This window comes from Streptomyces sp. SM1, from assembly GCF_002910825.1.
GTDB lineage: Bacteria > Actinomycetota > Actinomycetes > Streptomycetales > Streptomycetaceae > Streptomyces > Streptomyces okerensis.
In genome coordinates this window covers 1-21,479 of the sequence record NZ_NEUB01000742.1, presented here as the reverse complement: position 1 = coordinate 21,479, position 21,479 = coordinate 1, and the positions used below count along the sequence as shown (strand labels likewise).

At 71.4% G+C, this 21,479-nt stretch carries 16 protein-coding genes and 2 pseudogenes; 8 read left to right on the top strand and 10 right to left on the bottom strand.

Going from position 1 to position 21,479, the window contains the following annotated elements; translation table 11 throughout:
* Window positions 1-137 precede the first annotated feature (137 nt).
* Both B9S61_RS21945 and B9S61_RS21940 read right to left on the bottom strand, forming a co-directional pair.
* A pseudogene (locus B9S61_RS21945) lies at window positions 138-960 on the bottom strand (nucleotidyltransferase domain-containing protein).
* Window positions 961-1,106: 146 nt separating this feature from the next.
* Window positions 1,107-1,781, bottom strand: a complete 675-nt coding sequence (locus B9S61_RS21940; protein WP_103543795.1) for a Crp/Fnr family transcriptional regulator — start codon at window positions 1,779-1,781, stop codon at window positions 1,107-1,109.
* A gap of 488 nt (window positions 1,782-2,269) precedes the next feature.
* Between B9S61_RS21940 and nth the strand changes: the two genes are divergently transcribed.
* The 3 genes from nth (at window position 2,270) to B9S61_RS21925 (ending at window position 5,444) form a co-directional block, all read left to right on the top strand.
* On the top strand, window positions 2,270-3,412 hold the full coding sequence (nth, locus tag B9S61_RS21935) for an endonuclease III (RefSeq protein ID WP_181007475.1): 1,143 nt from the start codon (window positions 2,270-2,272) through the stop codon (window positions 3,410-3,412).
* A gap of 91 nt (window positions 3,413-3,503) precedes the next feature.
* Window positions 3,504-4,199, top strand: coding sequence for a CoA pyrophosphatase (locus B9S61_RS21930; protein ID WP_103543794.1), 696 nt, complete (start codon window positions 3,504-3,506; stop codon window positions 4,197-4,199).
* A 45-nt stretch (window positions 4,200-4,244) separates the two neighbouring features.
* Window positions 4,245-5,444: a MarP family serine protease gene (locus tag B9S61_RS21925; protein WP_103543793.1), complete on the top strand. Its 1,200-nt coding sequence runs from the start codon at window positions 4,245-4,247 to the stop codon at window positions 5,442-5,444.
* A 12-nt stretch (window positions 5,445-5,456) separates the two neighbouring features.
* Here B9S61_RS21925 and B9S61_RS42485 read toward each other — a convergent pair whose 3' ends face one another.
* From B9S61_RS42485 to B9S61_RS21895, 6 genes are all read right to left on the bottom strand, one after another.
* Entirely contained in the window at window positions 5,457-5,642 is a 186-nt protein-coding gene (locus B9S61_RS42485) for a hypothetical protein (RefSeq protein WP_103543792.1), read from the bottom strand.
* Between the two features lie 139 nt (window positions 5,643-5,781).
* A complete protein-coding gene (locus B9S61_RS21915; protein ID WP_103543791.1) occupies window positions 5,782-6,732 on the bottom strand; it encodes an alpha/beta fold hydrolase in 951 nt (316 codons plus the stop codon).
* Window positions 6,729-7,217: a phage holin family protein gene (locus tag B9S61_RS21910; protein WP_103543790.1), complete on the bottom strand. Its 489-nt coding sequence runs from the start codon at window positions 7,215-7,217 to the stop codon at window positions 6,729-6,731. Before B9S61_RS21910 ends, B9S61_RS21915 begins: the two co-directional genes overlap by 4 nt.
* A gap of 85 nt (window positions 7,218-7,302) precedes the next feature.
* Complete coding sequence (gene nhaA / locus B9S61_RS21905; protein WP_103543789.1) at window positions 7,303-8,739, bottom strand: Na+/H+ antiporter NhaA; 1,437 nt, start codon at window positions 8,737-8,739, stop codon at window positions 7,303-7,305.
* 190 nt (window positions 8,740-8,929) lie between these two features.
* The gene (gene acs / locus B9S61_RS21900) at window positions 8,930-10,885 is read right to left on the bottom strand and encodes an acetate--CoA ligase (RefSeq protein WP_103543803.1); all 1,956 of its coding nucleotides are present in this window, start codon (window positions 10,883-10,885) and stop codon (window positions 8,930-8,932) included.
* Between the two features lie 198 nt (window positions 10,886-11,083).
* Window positions 11,084-13,609: a bifunctional SulP family inorganic anion transporter/carbonic anhydrase gene (locus B9S61_RS21895; protein ID WP_103543788.1), complete on the bottom strand. Its 2,526-nt coding sequence runs from the start codon at window positions 13,607-13,609 to the stop codon at window positions 11,084-11,086.
* 331 nt (window positions 13,610-13,940) lie between these two features.
* Here B9S61_RS21895 and B9S61_RS21890 point away from each other — a divergent pair, with 331 nt between their 5' ends.
* On the top strand, window positions 13,941-15,212 hold the full coding sequence (locus B9S61_RS21890; RefSeq protein ID WP_103543787.1) for a hypothetical protein: 1,272 nt from the start codon (window positions 13,941-13,943) through the stop codon (window positions 15,210-15,212).
* 3 nt (window positions 15,213-15,215) lie between these two features.
* Here the strand turns inward: B9S61_RS21890 and B9S61_RS21885 are convergent, their stop codons facing one another.
* On the bottom strand, window positions 15,216-16,196 hold the full coding sequence (locus B9S61_RS21885) for an ATP-binding protein (protein WP_181007474.1): 981 nt from the start codon (window positions 16,194-16,196) through the stop codon (window positions 15,216-15,218).
* A gap of 101 nt (window positions 16,197-16,297) precedes the next feature.
* Here B9S61_RS21885 and B9S61_RS21880 point away from each other — a divergent pair, with 101 nt between their 5' ends.
* A complete protein-coding gene (locus tag B9S61_RS21880; RefSeq protein WP_103543785.1) occupies window positions 16,298-17,122 on the top strand; it encodes an oxidoreductase in 825 nt (274 codons plus the stop codon).
* Between the two features lie 385 nt (window positions 17,123-17,507).
* Here the strand turns inward: B9S61_RS21880 and B9S61_RS21875 are convergent, their stop codons facing one another.
* Complete coding sequence (locus B9S61_RS21875) at window positions 17,508-18,341, bottom strand: HAD family phosphatase (protein WP_103543784.1); 834 nt, start codon at window positions 18,339-18,341, stop codon at window positions 17,508-17,510.
* A gap of 582 nt (window positions 18,342-18,923) precedes the next feature.
* On the opposite strand from B9S61_RS21875, the gene ssd reads away from it, so the two are divergent.
* From ssd to B9S61_RS21860, 3 genes and pseudogenes are all read left to right on the top strand, one after another.
* Window positions 18,924-20,030 carry a septum site-determining protein Ssd gene (ssd, locus tag B9S61_RS21870; RefSeq protein ID WP_103543783.1) on the top strand — a complete coding sequence of 369 codons (1,107 nt, stop codon included), beginning with the start codon at window positions 18,924-18,926 and terminating at the stop codon, window positions 20,028-20,030.
* Window positions 20,027-21,235 (top strand): TadA family conjugal transfer-associated ATPase, encoded by a 1,209-nt coding sequence (locus B9S61_RS21865; protein ID WP_103543782.1) that lies wholly within the window; start codon window positions 20,027-20,029, stop codon window positions 21,233-21,235. The genes ssd and B9S61_RS21865 overlap by 4 nt, the downstream gene beginning before the upstream one ends.
* Window positions 21,232-21,479, top strand: a pseudogene (locus B9S61_RS21860) (hypothetical protein); the annotation flags it as partial. The gene B9S61_RS21865 and the pseudogene B9S61_RS21860, both read left to right, overlap by 4 nt.

Below are 21,479 nucleotides of genomic sequence, written 5' to 3'. Positions count from 1 at the left end.
TCCGGGCCGGTCCGGGCGCGGTCGGGGTGAGCCGGGGTTCGGGGCCGCTCCTCGGCTGTTCCGGGCCCGCCCGGTGCCGGCCCGGTGCCCGCCCGGTGCCGGCCGCTCGACCCGCACCGCTCCGGGCCCGCCGGGGGTCAGTCCGGCCGAGGGGCTTTCACACCGTGCACCCGCGCGTACTCCCCGGCGAGCCATGGACCCAGTTCGTCGACGTACGACGCCAGGACGGGCAGGGTCGCCGGACGGCTCGCGTCCGAGGGCGGCGGCCGCCCGCATCCGGGCCGCCCGCTGCGGGTAGTACAGGCCGAACACCTCGGCCATCTCCGTCAGGTCGCTGGTCCAGCCGTTCCAGCGGGGCATCACGAGGGTGAAACCGGTGCGCACGAGGTGACGGGACATGAAGCGGACGAGAGGCCGCCGTGCCTCCTCCGTACCGTCGGCCGCGGCGATCCGCTCACGCCATCGGGGGAGCAGCAGCGCCAGATCGCCGTTGGTCTCGCGGGCCGGCAGCGCGTCGGGCCGGTAGCGCGGCAGCAGCGCGGCGAGGTCCTCACCGGACAACGGTGTGCACAGGCAGGAGACGAACCACCCCAGGTCGTGCCTCTCCGGTCCGCTCAGCACCCGCTCCCGGGCGTAGAGCAGTGTGCCGACGCCGTCCACCTCAGGGAACTCGTCGTCCAGCCGCTCCTCCAGCGTCCGCGTGGCGTTCCGGTCGCGGGCCGTCGGGTCACCGTGCAGGGTGACCAGCAGGTCGAGGTCGCTGCGGCCCGCGTGCGCGGTGCCGCGCGGGACGGACCCGTAGAGATAGGCGCCGTTCAACCGGGTCCCGAAGGTGTCGGCCGGCCGCTCCCGCGCGGCGGAGACGACGGGCCGGAACGCGGGCGGCACCCGCGCGAGGGAGCCCTCGCGTCTGATGTGTCCCTGCGCGTCCAGTCCGGGTCGGTGCACGGTGTCGGCCATACCGCTCACTGTGTCGCGTGGGAGCTGTCCGGGGCAGGTTCTCTTCGGAGCCCGGCGTGGGACACCACGCGGGAGAGCACGCGGACACGGCGGAGCCCCGCCTCCCACGGGAAGCGGGGCTCCGTCGGACGGGCCGTGCCCGGATGTCAGCGGGAGCGCTTCGCGAGGCGCTCGACGTCGAGGAGGATCACCGCGCGGGCCTCCAGACGGAGCCACCCGCGCTGGGCGAAGTCCGCGAGGGCCTTGTTGACCGTCTCGCGGGACGCGCCGACCAGCTGGGCCAGCTCCTCCTGCGTGAGGTCGTGCACCACGTGGATGCCCTCCTCGGACTGCACGCCGAAGCGGCGGGAGAGGTCCAGCAGCGCGCGGGCGACGCGGCCCGGGACGTCCGAGAAGACCAGGTCCGACATGGCGTCGTTGGTCTTGCGCAGCCGGCGCGCGACGGCCCGCAGCAGCGCGGTGGCGACCTCGGGACGGGTGCTCAGCCAGGGCGTCAGGTCGCCGTGACCGAGGGCCAGCAGCTTGACCTCGGTCAGCGCCGTGGCCGTCGCGGTGCGGGGGCCCGGGTCGAACAGGGACAGCTCACCGATCAGCTCGCCCGGGCCGACCACGGCGAGCATGTTCTCGCGGCCGTCGGGGGAGGTGCGGTGCAGCTTGACCTTGCCCTCGGTGACCACGTACAGGCGGTCTCCGGGGTCGCCCTCGTGGAACAGGGAGTCCCCCCGTGCCAGAGTCACCTCGCTCATGGAGGCGCGAAGCTCCGCGGCCTGCTCGTCATCGAGCGCCGCGAAGAGCGGGTTCCGCCGCAGAACGTCGTCCACGAGTTCTCTCCCTTGTCGACCTGCTCAGGGGATCTTCTTCCCCACGTACCAGGGGACCGTGGTGCCCATTTTGCCGGACGGTCCAAACAGTGTGATCTGTCACAAGGATGCCGTACGGGCCGGTCGGGGTATGCGGCAGGGGTCCAATTGGATGCCGGACTCCAGGGACCGGGGCGGATGTCCGTACCGGGTCGTAGGCTGGCCGGGTGTCCAAATCGCCGGTGAGAGCACAGGCCGAGGGGGCTGCGCGAGTGGTGGTACGTCGCGATTCCGCTGTGGGCGAACAGGGCTCCGATGGCGGTAGGGAAACGGCGAAAGCGGCAAAGAGGCCGGCTTCGACGAAGCCGGAGACGAAGCCGGAGAAGAAGCCCGCGGCTGCCCGCGCGAGCGGGGCGGCCGGGAAGGCCGGAGGGGCCGGGAAGGGCGCGCCGGGGAAGAAGGCTCCGTCGAGGAGGACCGAGTCCGAGAAGGTCCCGGACGGGAAGGCCGTGAGCGGCAGGGCCGCGGACGACGAGGCGACACCCGCCCGTGAGGCCGCACCTGCCCGCAAGGCGGCGACCACGCGTAAGAGCACTACCGCGCGTAAACCGGAACCCGCGGGCAAGGCGACTCCCGCGCGCAAGGCCGCACCCGCGGGCAAGGCGACCCCCGCCAAGAAGGCCACCCCCGCCGCCTCCGCCAAGAAGGCGACCCCCGCCAAGAAGGCCCCCGCCGGTGGAAAGACGACCACCCCCTCCACCAAGAAGGCCACCCCCATCAAGAAGGCCCCGCGCCCGAGGAAGCAGCTCGTCGCCCCCGGCAAGGCGACCGCGGCCGTGCACGCGGCCCCCGCGAAGACCGTGGCCAAGCCGGCCGGGGACGAGTCGCGCACCGCGCTGGTCCGGCGGGCGCGCCGGATCAACCGTGAGCTCGCCGAGGTGTACCCGTACGCCCATCCGGAGCTGGACTTCGAGAACCCCTTCCAACTGGTCGTCGCCACCGTGCTGTCGGCCCAGACCACCGACCTGCGCGTCAACCAGACGACCCCCGCCCTCTTCGCGAAGTACCCCACCCCCGAGGACCTGGCCGCGGCCGACCCCGAGGAGGTGGAGGAGATCCTGCGCCCCACCGGTTTCTTCCGGGCCAAGACCAAGTCGGTGATCGGGCTTTCGAAGGCGCTCACGGAGGACTTCGGCGGTGAGGTGCCCGGCCGGCTCGAGGATCTCGTCAAGCTGCCCGGTGTGGGCCGCAAGACCGCCTTCGTGGTGCTCGGCAATGCCTTCGGCCGTCCCGGTATCACCGTGGACACCCACTTCCAGCGCCTCGTGCGCCGCTGGCGGTGGACCGCGGAGACCGACCCCGACAAGATCGAGGCGGCCGTCGGCGCGCTCTTCCCCAAGAGTGACTGGACCGACCTGTCCCACCACGTGATCTGGCACGGGCGCCGCATCTGCCACGCCCGCAAGCCCGCCTGCGGCGCCTGCCCCATCGCGCCGCTCTGCCCGGCGTACGGCGAGGGCGAGACGGACCCGGAGAAGGCGCGGAAGCTGCTGAAGTACGAGAAGGGCGGCCTTCCGGGCCAGCGTCTGAACCCCCCGCAGTCCTACCTCGACGCCGGCGGCAGGCCCGCCCCGCCGCTGGGGGCCGGATGACGGGGCGGCGCACCCGGCGGTGGCCGGCGGAACGATCTCGGCGCCGCCGGGCGTTGGACCTGTGGGACGCGGCCGGGCGAGGGGGGTGGCGATGACACGGACGAGCGGTACCCAGGGCGGCCGGGTGATGCTCAGCCAGGAGGGGCTGCCCGGCTGGCTGGATCCGGTGGCCCGCGCGGCGGAGACGGTCGCGCCGAAACAGCTGAGCCGCTTCCTGCCCCCGGAGAACGGCACGGGGCGGCAGTCGGCCGTCCTCATCCTCTTCGGCGACGGTTCGCGGGGGCCGGAACTGCTGCTCATGGAGCGGGCGAGCTCGCTGCGCGCGCACGCGGGGCAGCCGTCCTTCCCCGGTGGCGCCCTGGACTCGGAGGACGGCGACCCGCAGGGCGACGGACCGCTGCGGGCGGCGCTGCGCGAGGCCGAGGAGGAGACCGGGCTCGACCCGTCCGGTGTCCAGCTCTTCGGCGTCCTGCCGAAGCTCTACATCCCGGTCAGCGGCTTCGTCGTCACGCCCGTGCTGGGCTGGTGGCGCGTCCCCAGCCCGGTGGACGCCGTGGACCTGAACGAGACGGCGCGGGTGTTCACCGTTCCCGTGGCGGATCTCACCCACCCGGACAACCGTGCGACCACGGTCCATCCCAGCGGTTTCCAGGGCCCGGCATTCCTGGTCGAATCGGCCCTCGTGTGGGGTTTCACCGCGGGGGTCATCGACCGGTTGCTGCACTTCGCCGGGTGGGAGCGCCCCTGGGATCAGGGCAAGCGGGTGCCTCTGGACTGGCGGTCATGACAGGGTGGTCGCCGTGCTGGGTACGACGAGGCGAGGCCTGAAGCGGTGAACGTGCTGGACATCCTGTTGCTGCTGGCCGCCGTGTGGTTCGCGGTCGTCGGCTACCGTCAGGGCTTCGTCGTCGGCATCCTGTCGGTGATCGGTTTCCTGGGCGGCGGACTCGCCGCCGTGTATCTGCTGCCCGTGATCTGGGACGCCATGACGGACGACGCCGAGGTCGGCACGACCGCCGCCGTCGTCGCGGTCGTCGTTGTCATCGTCTGCGCCTCTGTCGGCCAGGCACTGACCACTCATCTCGGCAACAAGCTGCGCCGCTACATCTCCTGGTCCCCGGCCCGCGCGCTCGACGCGACCGGCGGGGCCCTGGTCAACGTCGTCGCGATGCTCCTGGTCGCCTGGCTGGTCGGCTCGGCCCTCGCCGGTACGACACTGTCCGCACTGGGCCGGGAGGTCCGCGGCTCCACGGTGCTGCTCGGGGTCTCCCGGGTGCTGCCCGACCGGGCCGACACCTGGTTCGCCGACTTCTCCTCCATCCTCGCGCAGAACGGCTTCCCGCAGGTCTTCAGCCCGTTCGCCAACGAGCCGATCAATGACGTACGGCCACCGGACCAGGCTCTCGCGAGCAGTCCCGTGGCCGACCGCGCGCAGCGCTCCATCGTCAAGGTCATGGGCACCGCGGAGAGTTGCGGCAAGGTTCTGGAGGGCACCGGCTTCGTCTTCGCCGACCGCCGCGTGATGACCAACGCGCATGTCGTGGGCGGCGTCGACGAACCCACCGTGCAGATAGGCGGCGAGGGCAGGAAGTACGACGCGCAGGTCGTCCTCTACGACTGGGAGCGTGACATCGCCGTCCTCGACGTCCCCGACATGGACGCGCCGGCGCTGCGGTTCGCGACCGAGGACGCGAGCAGCGGCGACGGCGCCATCGTCGCCGGCTTCCCCGAGAACGGGGCGTACGACGTGCGGGCCGCGCGTGTACGCGGCCGCATCACGGCCAACGGTGCGGACATCTACCACCGGAGCACGGTCCGGCGCGATGTGTACTCCCTGTTCGCGAACGTCCGTCAGGGCAACTCCGGCGGCCCGCTGCTGAGCACCGAGGGCACGGTCTACGGCGTGGTCTTCGCCAAGTCCCGGGACAACGCCGAGACGGGCTACGCGCTCACCGTGGACGAGATCCAGGGGGACATCGTCAAGGGGCGCACCGCGAACCGGCAGGTGGACAGCGACAGCTGCGCGCTGTGAGCCGAACCGGCGTCAGCCGCGGGGATGGCGAAGACGTACGGACACCCAGCGCGCCCGGCGGCGGAGGATGCGCGGAATTCCCACCCTGAGGTCCGTAGCCGCCATCTGTGGTGCTGCACCGCCTCGCTGGTGGGAACCCACACCGCTCGCCGAGCGGCGATTGCGGCTTGCGTCACTGTAATCGTGCGTCCAGCCCATACCCCGACGTTTGCCCCCGCCTCATGGTCGGTAACCACCTCACGGGTCCTCAATCGGCCTATGCGCGGGGCAATTGGCGTTCGTCGGACAGGCGTTCCGGAGGCAGGGGCCGGAAGGGGTGCGGAGAGCGTCCGGCCGGTTACCGGTCCGGCTCGGGATCCTTCAGCCAGTTGATCAGTTCTGTCGAGAAGGTGACCGGGTCCTCCTCGTGCGGGAAGTGTCCCAGCCCGTCGAACAGCCGCCACCGGTACGGCGCTTCGACGTACTGCCCGGATCCCGCGGCACTGCGGGTGCGTACGACCGGGTCCAGCGAGCCGTGCAGATGCAGTGTCGGCACCCGCACCGGCCGCTTCATCCTGCGGTTGAACTGGATGCCGTCCGGCCGTGCCAGGGAGCGCACCATCCAGCGGTACGGCTCGATCGAGCAGTGCGCCGTGGAGGGGACGCACATGGCGCGTCGGTAGTTCTCCAGCGCCTTCTCGTCGGGCGGCTGCGGACCGGACCACTCCTGGATGAGCTTCGCGACCAGTGCCCCGTCGTCCGCGGTGAGCTGCCGCTCCGGGATCCAGGGCCGCTGGAACCCCCAGATGTGGGACAGGGCGGCCGACTGTCTGGCGTCGGAGAGCATCGCCGACCGCCATTGCCGCGGATGCGGCATGGACGAGACCGCCAGCCGCCGTACGAGCTTGGGGCGCATCGCCGCCGCCGTCCACGCCAGGTATCCGCCCAGGTCGTGTCCGACCAGCGCGGCGTCCGGCTCGCCGAGGGAGCGGATCACCCCGGTGATGTCCAGCGCGAGGTTGGCCGGGTCGTAACCGCGCGGTGTGCGGTCGCTGCCGCCGACTCCCCGCAGGTCCATGGCGACGGCCCGGAATCCGGCGTCGGCGAGCGCCGTCAGCTGGTGCCGCCAGGTCCACCAGAACTGCGGGAAGCCGTGCAGCAGCAGTACCAGGGGGCCGTCGCCCAGCTCCGCGATGTGGAAGCGGGCGCCGTTGGCCGCGACATCCCGGTGGATCAGCCCCGGGCTGCCGGGGATGTCGAGGCGTACGACCGAAGGGGGTTGCGCCGAAGGAGTGGCGGGGTCCGTCATGAGGACGAGCGTGCCACAGCCTCGATGGCGTGGGGTGCCCGGTCCGCCGGCAGAGCGGGACGGGGATGCGGCTTGGCCTTCTGCAGCACGCCCGCGGTCTCCTTCACGGAGGCGGCGACCTTCTGCGGGCCGCGGCCCTTCTTGGCCTTCTTGGCGAAGGTGACGCCGATGAGCGCGAGCACCGCGGCGATCAGCACGTTCGCCGCGAAGGACAGCAGGAAGCAGAGCGCGAGGTTCCAGCCGCTCCAGGTGCGGATGCCGTACGCGAGGGCGAAGTTCAGCATCGGCAGGGAGAACAGCAGCAGCACCCCCGCCGCCGTGAACGCGCCCCCACTGGTCGCGCCCCGCTTGACGTCCTGCCTGAGCTGAGCCTTCGCCAGCGCGATCTCGTCGTGCACCAGCGCCGACATGTCCGCCGTCGCCGTGGCGAACAACTGGCCGATGCTGCGTTCGGCGCCGACCGGGCTGCCGTCGGGTGCGCTCATCGCGGTCTCCCTCTCCTGCGTACGCCCTGCGTACGTTCCTCGTGTCTGCGCGGACGGTCCAGAACTTTTGTACCGTCCCGTCAGATCATGCCGGACCGTGGTCCTCATCGCCTGCCCCGCCCGCCACTTCGGCAAGCGCGTCCCGCTCGGCGGCCTTCTCCCGGGCGAGTCGCCGGTGCTCGGCGGCCTTGCGCTCGAGGATCTCCGCCATGCGCAGGTGGTACGCCGGATCGTCCTGCTCGTAGACGTCCGGAATACCGCTGAGGTCCTCGTCGCGCTCCTCCTCCTCGATCAGCCTGCGGTACTTGGCATTCCGGATCTTCAGCAGCACGGCCGCGATGACGGTGGCGATCAGCGAACCCGTCAGAACGGCGGCCTTGACGCTGTCCGACATCGTCGCGTCGCCCTCGAAGGCGAGTTCACCGATGAGCAGCGAGACGGTGAACCCGATCCCGGCGAGGGTCGCCACCGCGAACACGTCCGCCCAGGCGAGGTCGTCGCTGAGCGAGGCCTTGGTGAAACGCGCCGTCAGCCAGGTACCGCCGAAGATGCCGAACATCTTGCCGACGACGAGGCCGAGCACCACGCCGAGTGTCTCGGGCTGGGTGAACACCTCCGCGAGCGCCCCGCCGGAGACGGCCACGCCCGCGCTGAACAGAGCGAACAGCGGCACCGCGAGGCCCGCCGACAGCGGCCGGGCGAGGTGCTCGATGTGCTCACCGGGGGAGTGCTCCTCGCCCTCGCGCCGGTCGCAGCGCAGCATCAGACCCATGGCGACACCGGCGATGGTGGCGTGGATGCCGCTGTTGTACATCAGCCCCCAGATGGCCAGCGCGAGCGGCACGTACACGTACCAGCCGCGTACCTCCTTGCGCAGCAGCAGCCAGAAGAGGGCCAGCCCCAGGACCGCGCCACCGAGCGCCGCGAAGTTCAGCTCGGCGGTGAAGAAGACCGCGATGATCAGGATCGCGAACAGGTCGTCGACGACGGCGAGGGTGAGCAGGAAGGCGCGCAGCGCGCTCGGCAGAGAGGTGCCGATGACGGCGAGCACGGCGAGCGCGAAGGCGATGTCGGTGGCGGTGGGCACGGCCCAGCCGGCCAGCGAGCCGCCGCCGAGGCCACTGGTCACCGTGTAGACGAGAGCCGGTGCGGCCATACCGCACAGGGCGGCGACGACGGGGAGCGCGGCGGCCTTGGGATCGCGCAGGTCGCCGGCCACGAGTTCGCGTTTGAGCTCGATGCCGGCGACGAAGAAGAAGATCGCGAGCAGCCCGTCGGCCGCCCAGTGCGCCACGGACAGGTCCAGTCCGAGGGCTGCGGGGCCGAAGTGGAAGTCACTGACGCTTTCGTAGCTGTCGCGCAGCGCGGGTATGTTCGCCCAGATCAGCGCGGCGACGGCCGCCAGGAGAAGCAGGACGCCACCGACCGTCTCGGTGCGCAGCGCGTCCGTGACGAACGTGCGCTCGGGCAGGCTGAGACGTCCGAAGGCCTTGCGGGGGCCGGGCTGGCGGGGGTCGGTCACGGGGTGTTCCTCCGGTGGGTGGGTAGCACGAATCGCGTGCCGACCAGACTTCCCGGCGCCCCATGAGACAACAGCTGTGTGCTCACCCTAACGAACATGCCCCTGAGCTGCACCAGCAGTCCCGGGGTGTCCGGCGCACGGGTGCGCCGGACACCCCCTGGGGGATCGGTGGGGATCAGCCGCCGCCCGCTCAGTCCTCGCCGGGCGCCTGGGGCAGCTTGGCCTGGATGAGATCCATGACCGTGGAGTCCGTCAGGGTGGTGACGTCTCCGAGCTGGCGGTTCTCCGCGACATCCCGCAGCAGACGGCGCATGATCTTGCCGGAGCGGGTCTTGGGCAGCTCGGCCACCGGCAGGATCCGCTTGGGCTTGGCGATCGGGCCGAGCGTGGCGCCCACGTGGTTGCGCAGCTCCCCGACGAGGTCCTCGGTCTCCGCCGCCGTGCCGCGCAGGATCACGAAGGCCACGATCGCCTGGCCGGTCGTCTCGTCCGTCGCCCCGACCACCGCCGCCTCGGCGACCGAGGGGTGGCTGACCAGCGCGGACTCGACCTCCGTGGTCGAGATGTTGTGCCCGGACACCAGCATCACGTCGTCGACCCGGCCCAGCAGCCAGATGTCGCCGTCGTCGTCCCTCTTCGCGCCGTCGCCCGCGAAGTACTTGCCCTCGAAGCGCGACCAGTACGTGTCGAGGAAGCGCTGGTCGTCGCCCCAGATGGTGCGCAGCATCGCCGGCCACGGCTCGGTGAGAACCAGGTAACCGCCGCCGCCGCTGGCCACCTCGTTCGCCTCGTCGTCGACGACGGTCGCGGCGATCCCCGGCAGCGGGGTCTGGGCGGAGCCCGGCTTGGCGTCGGTGACGCCCGGCAGCGGCGAGATCATGATGCCGCCGGTCTCGGTCTGCCACCAGGTGTCCACCACCGGGGTGCGGTCCCCGCCGATGTTCTTGCGGTACCAGATCCACGCCTCGGGGTTGATCGGCTCACCGACGGAGCCCAGCACCCGCAGCGAGGACAGGTCGAACTTCGCGGGGATGTCGTCGCCCCACTTCATGAACGTCCGGATCGCGGTGGGCGCCGTGTAGAGGATCGTCACGCCGTACTTCTGCACGATCTCCCAGAAGCGGCCCTGGTGCGGGGTGTCCGGGGTGCCCTCGTACATGACCTGGGTGGCGCCGTTGGCGAGTGGGCCGTAGACGATGTAGGAGTGCCCGGTGACCCAGCCGACGTCGGCCGTGCACCAGTACACGTCGCTCTCGGGCTTGAGGTCGAAGACGGACCAGTGCGTGTACGCCGTCTGGGTCAGGTAGCCGCCGGAGGTGTGCAGGATGCCCTTCGGCTTCCCCGTCGTCCCCGAGGTGTAGAGGATGAACAGCGGGTGCTCGGCGCCGAACGCCTGCGGGGTGTGCTCGGCGCTCTGGCGCTCCACCAGGTCGTGCCACCACACGTCGCGGCCCTCGGTCCAGGCGACGTCCTGCCCGGTGCGGCGGACGACGAGTACGTGCTCCACGTTGTCCACGCGTCCGACGGCCTCGTCCACGGCGGGCTTGAGCGCGGAGGGCTTGCCGCGCCGGTAGCCGCCGTCGGCCGTGATGACGACCCGCGCGTCGGCGTCCTGGATACGGGTGGCGAGCGCGTCCGCCGAGAACCCGCCGAAGACGACGGAGTGCGCGGCCCCGATACGGGCGCAGGCCAGCATCGCGACGGCCGTCTCGGGGATCATCGGCATGTAGACGGCGACCCGGTCGCCCTTCTGCACCCCCAGCTCCAGCAGGGCGTTGGCGGCCTTGGAGACCTCGTCCTTGAGCTGGGCGTAGGTGATGGCGCGGCTGTCGCCCGGCTCGCCCTCGAAGTGGATGGCCACCCGGTCGCCGTGCCCGGCCTCCACATGACGGTCCACGCAGTTGTAGGCGACGTTGAGCTCGCCGTCCTGGAACCACTTGGCGAACGGCGGGTTCGACCAGTCCAGGGTCTCGGTGGGCTCGGTGGCCCAGGTCAGCCGGCGGGCCTGCTCGGCCCAGAAGCCGAGCCTGTCAGCCTTGGCCTGTTCATACGCCTCCGCCGTGACGTTGGCGTTCGCGGCCAGGTCGGCGGGGGGCGAGAAGCGACGCTCCTCCTTCAGAAGGTTGGCCAGGCTTTCATTGCTCACGGCATCTGCCTTTCCCAGGGTGTCCGTTGTGTCCCAGGCCACAGCTCATCAGACCCGGGGGTGCGATGACAAGGGCCGACGGGAAATTGGTTTAGACCTGTCGGAGTCGAGTGGTGCGATGTGCGTCACCCCTTCCCACGGGCCCCGGAGCAAGTGGGTTCAAGGGGTGTAACGCCTCTCACACCCGGACGGGCCGGCTCACCACGCCAGGTCCACGGCCCGGACCCGATCGAACACGCGCTCCTCGTCCCGCTCCGTGAGGAGGTACGCCTGAGCCTCTCCCACGTGGAAGTACAGCCCGTGCAGTTCCAGGGCCCCGTCCTTCAGGGCCCGGGCCACCGACTCGTGGGCGCGCAGGTGCTCCAGCTGTTGCACCACGTTCGCCAGGCACAGCTCCTCCACCGCGTCGGCGGGCTGCCGGCCGGTCAGCCGCGGCGGGGGTCCGCTCACGCCCTCCACGTGCTTCAGGCTCGGCTGCCCGTGCCGCAGCCAGCGTCTCAGCGGCGTCGGGGCGCCGCCCGGCCCGGAGTCGTCGAGCAGTGCCTGCATGGCACCGCATCCCGAGTGCCCGCACACCGTGATCGAGCGCACCGCCAGGACGTCCACGGCGTACTCGATGGCGGCCGCCACCGAGTCGTCGCCGCTCTCCGCCCCGGGCGGCGGCACGAGATTGCCGACGTTGCGCACCACGAACAGGTCCCCCGGGCCACTGGACGTGATCATGGAGGTGACCACCCGGGAGTCGGCGCAGGTCAGGAAGAGCTGTGCGGGCCGCTGTCCCTCACGCGCCAGCCGGGCCAGCTCGCCGCGGACCAGGGGAGCGGTGTTGCGCTGGAACGTGCTGATGCCGCGTACCAGCCGGCTGCCGCCGGTGCCCTCCCGCCGTTCGGTCCCTCCGTTCCTTCCTCCGTCCGTGCCGCCGGCTCCGTCCGCTGCTTTGTCCGTTCTCCCCACTCCGTCTGCTGATCTCCCTGTTCCGCCCGTGCCGCCGGCTCCGTCCGCTGCGGTCCTTCCGTCGGCCGGGCCCGGTCGGCGGTCGGTGTCCGGCAGGGGCCGCGGGCGCTCGCACTGGTGGTTGCGCCAGGCCGTCCAGGGCCGGCAGCGGCAGTCGGCGTCGGACGCGTCGGCCGCCTGGGGGTCACCGGCTGGGTGCGTGGAGGAGAGGGCGGCCGGTTCGGCGATCCGGACGCCGGCACGGCGGCCGGTGATCTCGACGGTGCCGCCCTGCGCGGTGTGGGTGTTCTGCCAGTCCTGCAGCGCCTCGAACGCCGCGTGGTCCATGAAGGAGCCGTCCAAGGCCACGACGGCACCGGCCCCTTGGGGTACGAGATGCAGGGCCCGGCTGAGCCGTGGCACCGCGAGGAACGTCAACTGCCCTCTGACATGTACGTGGTGGACTCCTTCCTCCACCTGATGAGTGATACGGGTGCGGGTGAGGCGGTGCAGGGCCACGGCGACGGCGACGGCGATACCGAGGGCGACGCCCTCCAGAACGCCGAGGGACACGACGCCGAGGGTGGTCACGGCGTAGACCAGCACTTCCCGGTGGCGGGCCACCGTGCGGATGTGGTGCAGGGAGACCATCTGGATGCCGACGGCCATCACCAGGGCGGCGAGCGAGGCGAGCGGGATGAACTCCAGGAGCGGGACCAGCAACAGCGCGGCGGCCACTACGAGAACGCCGTGCAGCATCGTGGAGTTCCGGCTCACCGCACCGGCGCGGACATTCGCGGAGCTGCGTACCGCGACACCGGCCACGGGCAGTCCGCCGAGCGAACCGGACACGATGTTGGCCGCGCCCTGACCGAGCAGTTCGCGGTCCAGGTCGGACCGCCCGACGGGTCCGGGACCGGAGCGTCCGGACACCAGCTTGTCCACGGCGACCGCGCCGAGCAGCGACTGCACGCTGCACACCAGTGTCGTGGTGAGCACGGCGGCGGCGAGGCCGAGTACCGGGCCCTCGGGCAGTCCGGCCAGCGCGTGGTTGCGCCAGGACGGCAGGTCCACTTTGGGCAGCACGAGACCGGCCGCGGTGGCGATCGCGGTGGCTCCGGCGACGGCGACGAGCGCTGCCGGGACCGCACGCAGCAGGCGTCCGGTCCGGCCGGGGAGTCTCGGCCAGAGCAGCAGCAGGGTCAGGGTGAGCAGGCTCACCGAGAGGGCCGCCGGATGCAGGTTCGCCAACTGGGCGGGAAGCGCACGGAGGTTGTCGGGGACGGAACTCTGCGGGGTGCCGCCGAGGACGATGTGCAGCTGGGCGACGGCGATGGTGACGCCGATGCCGGCGAGCATGCCGTGCACGATCGCGGGGCTGACGGCGAGCGCACCGCGCGCCACCCGCAGACAGCCGAGCCCGAGCTGGGCGAGGCCGGCGAGGACGGTGATGGCGCAGGTCGTACGCCATCCGTAGTGCTGGATGAGGTCGGCGGTGACGACGGTCAGTCCGGCGGCCGGGCCGCTGACCTGGAGAGGGGAGCCGCCGATCCGGCCGGCGACGAGACCGCCGACGGCGGCGGCGACCAGTCCGGCCTGGAGAGGCGCGCCGGTGGCGAGGGCGATACCGAGGGACAGCGGAAGGGCGATGAGGAAGACCGCGACGGCGGCCGACATGTCGGCGCTCGCGACACGGAAACGCCGGGGGCCGGGCGGTGGCGGACTGTGGGGCGGGTGGGCGCGCTCGGTGCGGTCGGAATCGGCGGCGCGGGCGGGAACGCAGGCTGACATGGTGTCCCGTCTCCTTTGGGTCTGCGCGGTCGCGTGACTGGCGGGCCCCGCTCGGCGGCGGGGCGGTCGCGGCCGTGGGGCATGGCCCCAGAACGGCGGGAATGACAACAATCAGTAAGCGAATCGTAATGCAGAGTAAAGGATTGGCATAGACTTTCCGGGCATATGGATGAGTGACTCACTCCAGCGAGTGAAGTGGGTATTTCATCGGCTTGTCGTATTAATTCCTTCCTCATTCCGTGCGACTTTGACGGCGCTGTCGGTATGGACCGGCACAGCACCAGACAACGCCTCATCGAGTTCGGCCCGAGAGAAGGAAGAAGGTGGGCGGATGGCCGCCACCCACAGGACCGCCACGGGCACCGTGATCGCCGCGGTCTGCGTCGCCTCGCTCGCCGCCTGCGGGACCGGCGCCGACAGTGCCGGTGAACAGACCCGGGGCCAGGAGAAGGCCGAGCCGGCGCCCGCACCGAAGAACGTGGTCCGGCTCATCGGCGACGGCTCCACCGCGTACACCGGGGCGCAACCCCATCTGCCCCGGCCGAAGCGGCTGAAGCCCGGGGAGAAACCACCGCAGTTCGTGGCCTTCTCCTGGGACGGCGCGGGGGAGGACGGCCAGAAGCTCTTCTCCCATTTCCGCAAGGTCGCCAGGGAGAACAACGCGACCATGACGTACTTCCTGAGCGGTGTGTACCTCCTTCCGGAGGACAAGCGCGACCTGTACAGGCCGCCGCAGCACTCCCCGGGCCGCTCCGACATCGGCTTCAACGATCAGCAGGGCATCGCCGACACCGTGAAGCAACTGCGGCTGGCCTGGCTCGAGGGCAACGAGGTCGGTACCCATTTCAACGGGCACTTCTGCGGCAGCGCCGGGGGTGTCGGCGAATGGTCGGTGGCGGACTGGAAGGAAGAGATCGCCCAGGCCAAGCGCTTCGTGAAGACCTGGAAGACCAACTCCGGCATGAAGAACTCGGCTCCGCTGCCCTTCGACTACGACAAGGAGCTCATCGGCGCCCGCACTCCCTGCCTGGAAGGGCAGGAGAACTTCATGAAGGCCGCCCGCGAGCTGGGCTTCCGCTACGACACCAGCGGTGTCAACAACCAGCTGTGGCCGCAGAAGAAGGAAGGGCTGTGGGATCTGTCGATGCAGCTCGTTCCCTTCCCCGGGCATTCCTTCGAACAGCTCACCATGGACTACAACTTCATGGTCAATCAGTCCGGTGCCACCACCCAGGGCGACCCCGCCAAGCACGAGATGTGGGGCGACCAGATGCGGGACGGTCTGCTCCAGGGCTTCGAGCGGGCCTACCGGGGCAACAGGGCGCCCCTGATCATCGGTAACCACTTCGAGTCCTGGAACGGCGGCACCTACATGCGGGCCGTCGAGGAGGTCATCGAGACGGTGTGCAACAAGTCCGACGTGCGCTGTGTCTCCTTCCGGCAGCTGGCCGACTGGCTGGACGCCCAGGACCCGGCGACCCTGGCGAAACTGCGCACGCTGGGCGTCGGCGAGGCACCGAAGAAGGGCTGGACGTCCTTCCTGGCCGGTGGCCCCGCCCCGGCCCCCAAGGGCGCGCCGGGGTCGCCCGCGGCCAAGGGGTGAGCGTCAGGCGGACGCCGTGACGTTCTCGCCGAGCACGAAAGCGGGGTCGACCTGGGCCGCCAGGTCGGTCCCCGTGCGCTCGTTCCCCCACGACCGGGCGTTCTTCAGATGGAAGTGCGCCATCTGGCGGGTGTAGCGCTCCCGGTCCCGCAGCTCGTACGTCGCGTCGGCGGCCGAGCGCAGCAGACGCAGGGCCTGCCGGTTGGGCTCTTCCAGGAGTTCGAACCGGGGCGGCCGGCCCTTCTCCATGGCCCGGACCCAGTCCGAGTGCCCCACCGTCACGAGCAGGTCGTCCCCGGCCTCCGTGCGGAGGAAGTCGAGGTCGTCCGGGCCCTGCACCTTGTTGCCGACGACCTTCAGGGCGACGCCGAAGTCGCGGGCGTACTCCTTGTACTGCCGGTAGACGGAGACTCCCTTCCGGGTCGGCTCGACCACGAGGAACGTGATGTCGAAGCGGGTGAACATGCCGGAGGCGAAGGAGTCCGAGCCGGCGGTCATGTCGACCACGACGTACTCGTCGGGTCCGTCCACCAGGTGGTTCAGGCACAGCTCCACCGCTCCGGTCTTGGAGTGGTAGCAGGCGACCCCCAGGTCGGCGTCGGAGAAGGGGCCGGTGACCATCAAACGGACGGCTCCGCCGTCGAGTTCCACCGGACGCGCACAGGCGTCGTAGACCGGATTGTCCTCGCGCACCCGCAGCAGCCGGGAGCCCTCCCCGGGCGGCGTCGTCTTGATCATCGTCTCGGCGGAGGCGATGCGTGGGTTGGTGCCGCGCAGGTAGTCCTTGATCAGCGGCAGGTGCTCACCCAGCGCGGGCAGGGCGGCCGAATCCGCCTCCTCCAGGCCCAGCGCCGCTCCGAGATGCTGGTTGATGTCGGCATCGACCGCGATCACCGGAGCCCCGGCGGCCGCGAGGTGGCGGATGTACAGGGAGGACAGGGTGGTCTTGCCGCTGCCGCCCTTCCCGACGAAAGCAATTTTCATGTTCACCAAACGTAATGGATGTATGGCTCTGTGTGACAGTCGGGCGTGAAGAAGACCACTCCATCGTGGGGCGGGCAGCCGGGGTGCGTAGGGTCGCACTCATGAGTACGACAGGCGCGACCGCCGACCCGCTCGCGGCCCTGGGCGGACTGCCCGGTGTGGCCGACTCCGTGGAGTCCGTGCGCAAGGCCGTGGACCGGGTGTACGGACACCGGGTCATGCGGCGGCGCAGCAATGAGATCACCTCCGAGGCGGCGCTGCGCGGTGCCCGTGGCTCGGCCGCGCTGTCGGGTGCCGACTGGGCGCTGGAGGAGGTGCGTCGGCGCAGCGACTTCAGCGGCGACGGCGAGGCGCGCGCGGTGGGCGCCGCCCTGCGGCTGACCGCCGAGGCGGGCCAGCTGCTGTCCATCTGGCGGCAGTCTCCGCTGAGGGTGCTGGCCCGGCTCCATCTGGTCGCGGCGGCCGACAAGGCCGAGCAGGTCGGACGGCCCCGGCAGGAGGCCGAGCCGGTCGACGAACCGCTGATCACCCTGCCCCTGCCCGGCGCACCGGAGGCGCACGGACGGCTGGAGGGCCTGTCCGGGCTGGTCATCGCGGGCGGATCCGCGCCGGCGCTGGTGACGGCCGCGGTCGTGCACGGCGAGCTCTTGACGCTGCGCCCGTTCACCTCCCACAACGGGCTGGTCGCGCGCACGGCCGAGCGCATCGTCCTGGTCGGCAGCGGACTCGACCCCAAGTCGGTCTGCCCCGCCGAGGCCGGTCACGCCGAGCTGGGCCGGGAGGCCTATCTGCGGGCGCTGGAGGGCTATGCCTCGGGTACGCCCGAGGGAGTGGCCGCCTGGATCGCGCACTGCGGGCGGGCGGTCGAGCTCGGGGCGCGGGAGTCGACGGCGGTGTGCGAGGCGCTGCAGCGCGGGGCGGCCTGAAAAAAGGCGCGGGGGAGCGCGAAGATGCGGCGGTACGAATACTCGTACCGCCGCTGGCATGTTCACCGCGTTACCAAGCGTCCTCGGAATATGCCCATCAGGTCGGGAACTTTGCCCGTCACCTGGTGCGGCTGGCCCGTAATCGACGGGTCGACGTCGCGTGGGTGCCCGGTGTTCATGCGCGGTCCGTGGGGCCGAATGCGTTGTGAAGGTGATCCTCTCGGATGTCCTTGGTCTCGCGGGCCGTTAAGTCCTTTGTACTCCGGGTTCGCAGCAAGGGGAAGTCCTGGCCCTGCTTCTTTGCTTCTGGGCTCAAAGGCGCGTCAATCGGACGCCGGGACGGGGAGGTGGCAGGCGCCCGTCCGCGAGGCCCGTGGGCCGGTGCTCAGGCCGCCGTCGCGCGGCGTCGGCTGGCGTACCAGACGAGGCCGGCGGTGGCCGCCGCCGCTCCTATCGCGGCCGCCGCGACCAGGGCGGGACGGGGCGGTACGGAGAACGCGGGGAAGCGCTGCTTGAGGCGCACCGGCCGGTGGAAGTCGAGGATCGGCCACTCCCGCGCGAGGGCTTCGCGGCGCAGCGTGCGGTCGGGGTTCACGGCGTGCGGATGGCCCACGGACTCCAGCATCGGCACATCGGTCACCGAGTCGCTGTAGGCGTAGCAACGGGCCAGGTCGTAGCCCTCGGAGGCGGCCAGTTCGCGGATCGCCTCGGCCTTGGTCGGCCCGTACGCGTAGTACTCCACCTCTCCGGTGAAGCACCCGTCGTCCCCCACGACCATCCGGGTGGCCACGACCCGGTCGGCGCCGAGGAGTTCGCCGATCGGCTCGACCACCTCGGTGCCCGACGTGGACACGATCACCACATCCCGCCCCGCGGTGTGGTGCTCCTCGATGAGGGTGGCGGCCTCGTCGTAGATGATCGGGTCGATCAGGTCGTGCAGTGTCTCGGCGACGATCTCCTTGACCTGCTGGACGTTCCAGCCCCGGCACAGGGCTGACAGATACCTGCGCATGCGCTCCATCTGGTCGTGGTCCGCGCCGCCGGCGAGGAACACGAACTGGGCGTAGGCGGTACGCAGGACCGCCCTGCGGTTGATCAGGCCGCCTTGGTAGAACGACTTGCTGAAGGTGAGCGTGCTCGACTTCGCAATGACCGTCTTGTCCAGGTCAAAGAAGGCGGCTGTGCGGGGCAAGGAGTGGTTTTCCACATCCATGAGCATAGGCGCAGCCCATTCGGCGTAAGGTGTGGCGCGTGGGTTTGCCTGAGAAGGCTCTCGGGTACACCATGGAAGTCACGGATCGTTCGCGACCGTGTCTAACCCGGTCCGACTCCTCCCCCCCCCCGAGTCGGCCGTGGGGACGACCCCCGCTCTCCCCCCCGGCGGGGGTCGTCGCATGTCCGGATGCTTTTTTTCTCCTCCCTGGCCGCGCTTGAGGCGCCGCAGCGATGCCCGCATGGGCGATCTTGTCATGCACACGCAAAGAAACGCGGAGTAGCTGTCGGACTGCTCTACGGGTCTCGCACGGAAAGCGTGCGGGACTCACCGGTATGAGTGACCGCGATATTCACAGTCGCCGCCCCGTCCACAGAAATCGACCAAGATCCACATCTCTATCCGGTTCGTCGCACCGTGATTCCAGCGCGGCCCGCTCGCCGCGAGTTCACGCCCGGTTCCGTTTGCCGGGCCGCGCTCGGCCGGTTTGCCGGCCGCTCACAGGAGGACCGCTTGCCGGTTCCTCGCACGCCTGGGAATCGCGGGGCCGCAGAGGCTGCGCGGGAGATACGTCAAAGGGGGACGAAAATGAACGGAACCATCACCCACGACCCGCCGCCCGCCTCCGGAGGAGGCCGGCAGGGGGCACCGCTGATCGTGACGGAGGACGCCGGGCTCCTCGACGACCTGTTGCGCCTGTGCGCGGCGGCCGGAGCCACACCGGAGGTTCGGCACGGGCCGCCGGAGGCGAGGGGCAGCTGGGAGACGGCGCCGCTCGTGCTGGTCGGTGACGATGCCGCGCGCCGGGTGCGCGGGGCGGCCCGCCGGCCCGGAGTGGTGCTGGTCGGACGGGACCAGGACGACTCCGGGGTCTGGCGCCGGGCCGTCGAGATCGGCGCCGACCACGTGCTGATGCTGCCCGACGGCGAACAGTGGCTGGTCGACCGCATCGCCGACGTGGCCGAAGGGGTCGGCCGGCCGGCCCTGACCGTAGGAGTCATCGGCGGCCGGGGCGGCGCCGGAGCTTCCACACTCGCGTGCGCGCTCGCCGTCACCTCCGCGCGTGAGGGACTGCGCACCCTGCTCGTGGACGCGGATCCCCTGGGCGGCGGACTCGACGTGGCCCTCGGCGGGGAGGCGGCCAAGGGGCTGCGCTGGCCCGCGTTCGCCGCGTCACGCGGGCGGGTCGGCGGCGGGGCCCTGGAGGAGTCGCTCCCGGAGCTGCACTCGCTGCGGGTGCTCAGCTGGGACCGCGGCGACTGCCTCGCCGTACCGCCCCGAGCCGTGCGCGCGGTGCTCGCCGCGGCCCGGCGCGGTGGCGGCACCGTGGTCGTCGACCTTCCGCGCCGTGTCGACGACGGGGTCGCCGAAGTCCTCGCCCAGCTCGACCTCGGACTCCTCGTGGTCCCCGCGGAGCTGCGCGCCATCGCGGCGGCGGGCCGTGTCGCCTCCGCCGTGGGCATGGTCCTGCGTGATCTGAGGGTGGCGGTACGCGGGCCCTACGCGCCGGGCCTGGACGACCGTGAGGTGGCCCGGCTGCTGGGCCTGCCCCTCGCGGGAGACGTGCCCGTCGAACCCGCCCTTCAACGCTCGCACGGCACCGGACGACCCCCCGGCACATCGGGCAGGGGCCCGCTGGCCCGCTTCTGCAAGGAGTTCTGGGAGCGCGCGCTGGTGGAGGCGAGGGCGGCATGAGGGAGTCGGCGACGAGCGGGGCGGGGATGCCTCCCGGCCTGCTCGACGGGGTGCGGCGATGGCTGGCCGAGAGCGGGAGCGAGCCGACACCCGCCCGGGTGGCGCAGGCGCTGCGGGACCAGGGCCGGGTGCTCGGGGACGCCGAAGTGCTGGGTGCCGCCGAACAGCTGCGGTCGGAGCTCGTCGGCAGCGGACCGCTCGAACGGCTGCTGGCCGATCCGTCGGTGACCGACGTCCTGGTGTCGGCTCCGGACCGGGTGTGGGTGGACCGCGGTGGCGGGCTGGAACTCAGTGAGGTCGTCTTCCCGGACGAGACGGCCGTCCGGCGCCTGGCCCAGCGGCTCGCCGCCGTGGCCGGCCGGCGCCTCGACGACGCCCGGCCGTGGGCCGACGCGAGGCTGCCCGACGGGACACGGCTGCACGCGGTACTGCCCCCGGTGGCGGTGGGCTGCACGTGCCTCTCGCTCCGGGTCGTACGGCCGCGCGCCTTCACGCTCGGTGAACTGGTGGCGGCCGGGACGGTGCCGCCGGGCGGGGACCGCGTGCTGCGGGCACTGCTGGACGCGCGGTTGTCGTTCCTGGTCAGCGGCGGGACCGGAAGCGGCAAGACGACCTTGCTGAGCGCGCTGCTGGGACTGGTCGGACCGGACGAACGGATCGTCCTGGCCGAGGACTCGGCGGAACTTCGCCCGGAGCATCCGCACGTCGTGCGCCTGGAGACCAGGCCCGCCAACCAGGAGGGCGCGGGCCTCGTCACCCTTGAGGACCTGGTGCGCCAGGCGCTGCGGATGCGCCCGGACCGGCTGGTCGTGGGCGAGGTCCGCGGACCGGAGGTGGCCCATCTGCTGGCGGCCCTCAACACGGGCCACGAAGGCGGTTCGGGCACGGTCCACGCCAATGCCGCCGCGGATGTGCCGGCCCGGCTGGAGGCGCTCGGTACGGCCGCGGGACTCGACCGGCTCGCCCTGCACAGCCAGCTGGCCGCCGCCCTTTCGGTAGTGCTGCACCTCGTACGGGACCGCAGCGGCCGGCGGCGGATCGCGGAGGTGCATGTGCTGGAGCGGGACCCGTCGGGGCTGGTGCGGACGGTGCCGGCGCTGCGATGGGGCTCCGAGGCGTTCGCCCCGGAGCGCGGCTGGGAGCGGCTGCGGAAGCTGCTCCGGAACGCGCGGGGTGACGGTCCGGGGGAGGAGGCCGGGCGATGAGCGGGACGACCGAGGTGTCGACGGGCGCGGCCGTGGCCTGTCTGGGAGCCGCCGCCTGGCTGCTGGGCGGCGGGCACGCCGGGGTACGGCGGGCACGGTTGCTGCCGGCCGGCGGGGGCACGCTGGGAGACGGTCCGCCGGGGTGGCCCCGGGTGAACCAGGAGTGGGCCCGGGTCCGGGGGCGGCTGCGGAGCGAGTGGTGGTCACTGGCCGCCGGGCTGGTGCTGGCGTTGCTGGGCGCGTC

What these genes read in the sequence shown, in the direction of transcription:
- B9S61_RS21880 (WP_103543785.1), top strand. Translation starts at nt 16,298, where the DNA reads ATGAGTACGACAGGCGCGACCGCCGACCCGCTCGCGGCCCTGGGCGGA.
- B9S61_RS21890 (WP_103543787.1), top strand. Translation starts at nt 13,941, where the DNA reads ATGGCCGCCACCCACAGGACCGCCACGGGCACCGTGATCGCCGCGGTC.
- B9S61_RS21915 (WP_103543791.1), bottom strand. Translation starts at nt 6,732, where the DNA reads ATGACGGACCCCGCCACTCCTTCGGCGCAACCCCCTTCGGTCGTACGC.
- B9S61_RS21930 (WP_103543794.1), top strand. Translation starts at nt 3,504, where the DNA reads ATGACACGGACGAGCGGTACCCAGGGCGGCCGGGTGATGCTCAGCCAG.
- B9S61_RS21895 (WP_103543788.1), bottom strand. Translation starts at nt 13,609, where the DNA reads ATGTCAGCCTGCGTTCCCGCCCGCGCCGCCGATTCCGACCGCACCGAG.
- B9S61_RS21865 (WP_103543782.1), top strand. Translation starts at nt 20,027, where the DNA reads ATGAGGGAGTCGGCGACGAGCGGGGCGGGGATGCCTCCCGGCCTGCTC.
- B9S61_RS21885 (WP_181007474.1), bottom strand. Translation starts at nt 16,196, where the DNA reads ATGAAAATTGCTTTCGTCGGGAAGGGCGGCAGCGGCAAGACCACCCTG.
- B9S61_RS21875 (WP_103543784.1), bottom strand. Translation starts at nt 18,341, where the DNA reads ATGCTCATGGATGTGGAAAACCACTCCTTGCCCCGCACAGCCGCCTTC.
- B9S61_RS42485 (WP_103543792.1), bottom strand. Translation starts at nt 5,642, where the DNA reads ATGGGCTGGACGCACGATTACAGTGACGCAAGCCGCAATCGCCGCTCG.
- B9S61_RS21910 (WP_103543790.1), bottom strand. Translation starts at nt 7,217, where the DNA reads ATGAGCGCACCCGACGGCAGCCCGGTCGGCGCCGAACGCAGCATCGGC.
- ssd (WP_103543783.1), top strand. Translation starts at nt 18,924, where the DNA reads ATGAACGGAACCATCACCCACGACCCGCCGCCCGCCTCCGGAGGAGGC.